This window comes from Thiobacillus sp. (assembly GCF_024708915.1).
Genome location: NZ_JANJXQ010000209.1, coordinates 1 through 4,650, shown reverse-complemented (window position 1 = coordinate 4,650; position 4,650 = coordinate 1). Strand labels below are relative to the sequence as shown.

Sequence of the window (4,650 nt, the reverse complement as noted above, 5' to 3'; positions counted from 1 at the left end):
CACCCAAGCCGGTCGCTGCGGCCGTCGAGGCGCCTGCGGCCAGTCCCGAACCGGCCGCAAACTGGTATGACCCTCTGCTCGCCAACCCGATGTATTGGGGCGGCGGTCTCGCCGCGCTCGGCCTGGGTGGCGTGCTGTGGTGGATGATGGCGGGCGGCAATCGCCGGCGCAAGCCCGGCAACACCGCCCTGGAAGACAGCATCATGAGCGGCGGCGACGTTCAGCCCAATACCGTCATCGGTGCGGCGTCGGGCGGCAGCGTCAATACCGGCGACACCTCCTTCCTGACCGACTTCAGCCAGGCGGGCCTGGGCACCATCGATACCCATGACGTTGACCCCGTTGCCGAAGCCGAGGTGTACATGGCCTACGGCCGCGATGCCCAGGCCGAGGAAATACTCAAGGAAGCCATCGGCAAAAACCCGGATCGTCACGAAATCCGCGTCAAGTTGCTGGAAATCTACGCTGCCCGCCGCAACACTGCGACGTTCGAGGCGGTCGCCGGCGAGCTCTATGCTGCACTGGGCAGCAACCCCGGCCCGTTGTGGGACAAGGCCTGTGAAATGGGGCGCAGTATCGACCCGACCAACCCGTTGTATGGCGGCGTGCAGTCGAACGCCACCGCCGCGGCGGCAACGGTGGCTGCCACCGCGGCAGTGGCCGGCGGCGCAGTGACGTTCCCGGACGAACCCGTGCCTGAACCCGTGGCCGACGTGCAGTCCGCCGCCCCGGTCGATATCGAGCCCGAGCCCCAGCCTGCGCTCGAAGCCGTGGCGGAAGACTCGGCCCTGGAGTTCGAGTCCGCGGGACACGTGCTCAATTTCGATACCCCGTCCGAGGCGGCCGCAACGGCCGAAACGGGTTACGTGGAAATGGATGCCCAGGGTCTCGATTTCGACCTGCCGGATCTGGATCTGCCTGCCACCGCCGACGATGAGCTGAAACTCGACCTCGGCCTCGAAGAAGATGGCCCGGACAGTAAATTCGACTTCAGCGGCCTCGATCTCGATCTGGGTGATGCCGGCGGCAATGAACTCGAACTCGACGAGGTCGGCACCAAGCTCGACCTTGCCCGTGCCTATGTGGAAATGGGCGACAAGGAAGGTGCGCGCGAAATCCTCAACGAAGTGCTGGCCGAAGGCAACGACAAACAAAAAACCGATGCCAAAGGCATGCTGGGCGCGCTTGGTTAAATCCCTGCACCCGGCTGCCCGCATCCTGCTGTGGTGCGGGTGGGCGGTGGCAGTGGAGCGTGCCCCACTGGCCCCGCTGATCATTCTGGCCGTCGCCACCGCGACGGCCTTTCTGTTTGCGCCCGTCCGCCCGCAATTGCTGCGCCTGCTGCGCCGCACCCGCTGGCTGATGGCGGTGCTGCTGCTCACGTATGCCTATACCCTGCCGGGGATGGCCCTGTGGCCGGCGCTGGGATGGGGCAGTCCCAGCGTGGAAGGGGTGCAGCAAGGCGTGCTGCGCGTGGGGCGGCTGGCGCTGATGCTGGCGGGGCTGGCGGTGTTGCTGGCGTATACGTCGCGCCCCCGCCTGATTTACGGACTGTATGTGCTGGCCCGGCCGCTGGCCTGGCTCGGCTTCGACCGCCGCAGCTTTGCAGTGCGGCTTGGGCTGACCCTGGATTACGTCGAGCATGCGCCGAAACCGGCGCGCTGGCTGGATGCGCTGCGCGCGCCGCTGCCCGACGATGCGACGCCCGCCACCTACACCCTGCAGGCCGAACGCTGGCAAAGCCGGGACAGCGCCGTCATACTCGCGGGCTTGCTTGGGGTGTTGATCGTGCTGGCGTGAGGCCGGGGTGATATGAGAATCGTGCTGGGTCTGGAATATCGCGGTGTCGGCTTTTGCGGCTGGCAGTCGCAGCCGCAGGGCTGCGGCGTGCAGGATGCGCTGGAAGCCGCGGTGTCCGCCATCGCCGGCGAGAAGATCGGCATCACCGCGGCCGGGCGCACCGATACCGGGGTCCACGCTGCGTTCCAGGTGGCGCATTTCGATACTGCAGCCAGGCGTCCGCTGACTGCCTGGGTGCGCGGTGTCAACAGTCATCTTCCCCGCGGTGTGGCGGTGCTGTGGGCGCGCGAAGCCGGCGCGGAGTTTCACGCGCGCTTTGCCGCCACCCAGCGCGGCTACCGCTATGTGCTGCTGAATCACCCGGTACGGCCTGGCCTCGACCACGGACTGATTGGCTGGCATCACCGGCCGCTGGATGCCGCCGCGATGAACCTGGCCGCGGCGAGCCTGATCGGGCAGCACGATTTTTCCGCGTTCCGTGCTGCCGAATGCCAGGCCAGATCGCCGGTCAAGGAGCTGCGGCAGGCGCACATCGAGCGGCGCGGCGATTATCTTTTATGCGACTTCCGCGCCGACGGCTTTCTGCACCACATGGTGCGCAATCTCATGGGCGGCCTCGTCCAGGTCGGCGCCGGCAGCCAGCCGCCCGGCTGGATGCGCGAGATCCTGGACGGCCGCGACCGCACCCGCGCCGCACCCACCTTCGACGCCGCCGGGCTGTATCTCACCCACATCCGGTATCCTGCGCACTTTGCCTTGCCGGAAAGCTCTGAACGATGGCTGTTCGCGTAAAAATCTGCGGCATCACCCGCTTGCAGGATCTGCATGCCGCCTGCGACGCCGGGGCGGACGCACTGGGTTTCGTGTTCTACGAAAAAAGCCCGCGCCATCTCACGATCGAGGCTGCCGCCATGCTGGTGCGCGATCTGCCGCCGTTCGTGCAGGCGGTCGGACTGTTCGTCAATGCCGGACCGGCCTTCATCGAAACGGTGTTGCAGGCGGTTCCGCTCGACCTGCTGCAATTTCACGGCGACGAGGCGCCGGCCGACTGCATGCGTTTCGGCCGCCCCTGGATCAAGGCGGTGCGCGTCAATCAGGACACGGATTTGCTAAAATGCGCGGTCGACTTCGAAGCCGCCCGCGGTTTACTGCTGGATGCCCATGTGGCGGGCGTGCCGGGCGGCACCGGAGAGCGTTTCGACTGGAGCCTGATCCCGCCGGATCTGTCCAGACCGATTATATTGTCGGGCGGGCTCACACCGGACAACGTCGCCGAAGCGGTACGCAGCGTGCGACCCTGGGCGGTGGATGTATCTTCCGGCGTGGAAGCATCCAAAGGCATCAAGGACGCGCACAAGATGGCGCGATTCATTGCGAACGCGAAAGAAGCATCATGAAGCTCACCGATCTACCTGATTCCCGCGGCCACTTCGGCCCCTACGGCGGCATTTTCGTCGCCGAAACCCTGATGGCGGCGCTGGAGGAACTGCGCGTCGAATACGACAAGGCGCGCAACGACCCTGCCTTCATGGCCGAATTCGAATACGAACTGAAGCACTACGTCGGCCGCCCCAGCCCGGTGTACCACGCTAAACGGCTCAGTGAGCAATACGGCGGCGCGCAGATCTACCTCAAGCGCGAGGATCTCAACCACACCGGCGCGCACAAGATCAACAACACCATCGGCCAGGCGCTGCTGGCGCGGCGCATGGGCAAGAAGCGCGTCATCGCCGAGACCGGCGCCGGCCAGCACGGCGTGGCAACAGCTACCGTCGCTGCGCGCTACGGCATGGAGTGCGTGGTCTATATGGGCTCGGAGGACGTCAAGCGCCAGGCCGCCAACGTCTACCGCATGAAGCTGCTCGGCGCCAGCGTGGTGCCGGTGGAGTCCGGCTCGAAGACGCTGAAGGATGCGCTGAACGAGGCGATGCGCGACTGGGTGACCAACGTCGGCAACACCTTCTACATCATCGGCACGGTGGCCGGCCCGCATCCCTACCCGATGATGGTGCGGGACTTCCAGTCGGTGATCGGCGAGGAGTGCCGCGTGCAGATGCCGGAACTGGCGGGACGCCAGCCGGATGTCGTGATCGCCTGCGTCGGCGGCGGCTCCAACGCCATGGGCATCTTCTACGATTACATTCCCGACGAATCCGTGAAGCTGGTCGGCGTCGAGGCGGCCGGCTACGGACTCGCCACCGGCCACCACTCGGCCTCCCTCATCGCCGGCAGGCCCGGCGTGCTGCACGGCAACCGGACCTACCTGCTGCAGGACGAGAACGGCCAGATCATCGAGACGCACTCGATTTCCGCCGGCCTCGACTATCCCGGCGTCGGCCCGGAGCACGCCTGGCTGAAGGACAGCCATCGCGCCGAGTATGTCGCCGTGACCGACGACGAGGCGCTGGCCGCCTTCCATGCCCTGTGCCGCTACGAGGGCATCATCCCGGCGCTGGAGTCCTCGCATGCGCTTGCCTACGCCGCCAAGCTGGCGCCGACGCTGCCGAAGGACAAGCTCCTGCTGGTGAACCTCTCCGGCCGCGGCGACAAGGATATGCATACCGTGGCGGAAAAATCCGGGATCAAATTCTAGAACCTATCTCATATTCCCCCATGGATCGCGTTTCCACGAAAACCGCTCAGCTGCTAGGCGCAGCGGCGAAGGCAGTGGTCATTCCACGACGAGCCGCTGCAACGACGCATACCGCCCGGATGGCCACGCCCCTCCGGGTTTGCACCAAAAACCCCCCAAATCAGCGGTTGGACGCCTGGCCAAAGGGTAACCAAATGGGGGGGGGGGGGGGCCGCCACGGGGCGGGGTTTGGGGGTACGCGAGAGCAGGGGGGGTGA

The 4,650-nt window shown here is 66.2% G+C and carries 5 protein-coding genes; all 5 read left to right on the top strand.

Annotation, left to right across the window (positions count from 1 at the left end; translation table 11 throughout):
• A partial coding sequence (locus Q0L94_RS14145; RefSeq protein WP_296754351.1) for a FimV/HubP family polar landmark protein occupies nt 1-1,193 on the top strand: 1,193 nt, incomplete at its 5' end.
• Complete coding sequence (locus Q0L94_RS14140; protein WP_296754348.1) at nt 1,186-1,800, top strand: hypothetical protein; 615 nt, start codon at nt 1,186-1,188, stop codon at nt 1,798-1,800. The genes Q0L94_RS14145 and Q0L94_RS14140, both read left to right, overlap by 8 nt.
• Nucleotides 1,801-1,812: 12 nt before the next feature.
• Nucleotides 1,813-2,592 (top strand): tRNA pseudouridine(38-40) synthase TruA, encoded by a 780-nt coding sequence (gene truA / locus Q0L94_RS14135; RefSeq protein ID WP_296754346.1) that lies wholly within the window; start codon nt 1,813-1,815, stop codon nt 2,590-2,592.
• Nucleotides 2,577-3,197 carry a phosphoribosylanthranilate isomerase gene (locus tag Q0L94_RS14130; protein ID WP_296754343.1) on the top strand — a complete coding sequence of 207 codons (621 nt, stop codon included), beginning with the start codon at nt 2,577-2,579 and terminating at the stop codon, nt 3,195-3,197. Before truA ends, Q0L94_RS14130 begins: the two co-directional genes overlap by 16 nt.
• On the top strand, nt 3,194-4,393 hold the full coding sequence (gene trpB, locus Q0L94_RS14125; RefSeq protein ID WP_296754340.1) for a tryptophan synthase subunit beta: 1,200 nt from the start codon (nt 3,194-3,196) through the stop codon (nt 4,391-4,393). The genes Q0L94_RS14130 and trpB overlap by 4 nt, the downstream gene beginning before the upstream one ends.
• Nucleotides 4,394-4,650 lie beyond the last annotated feature (257 nt).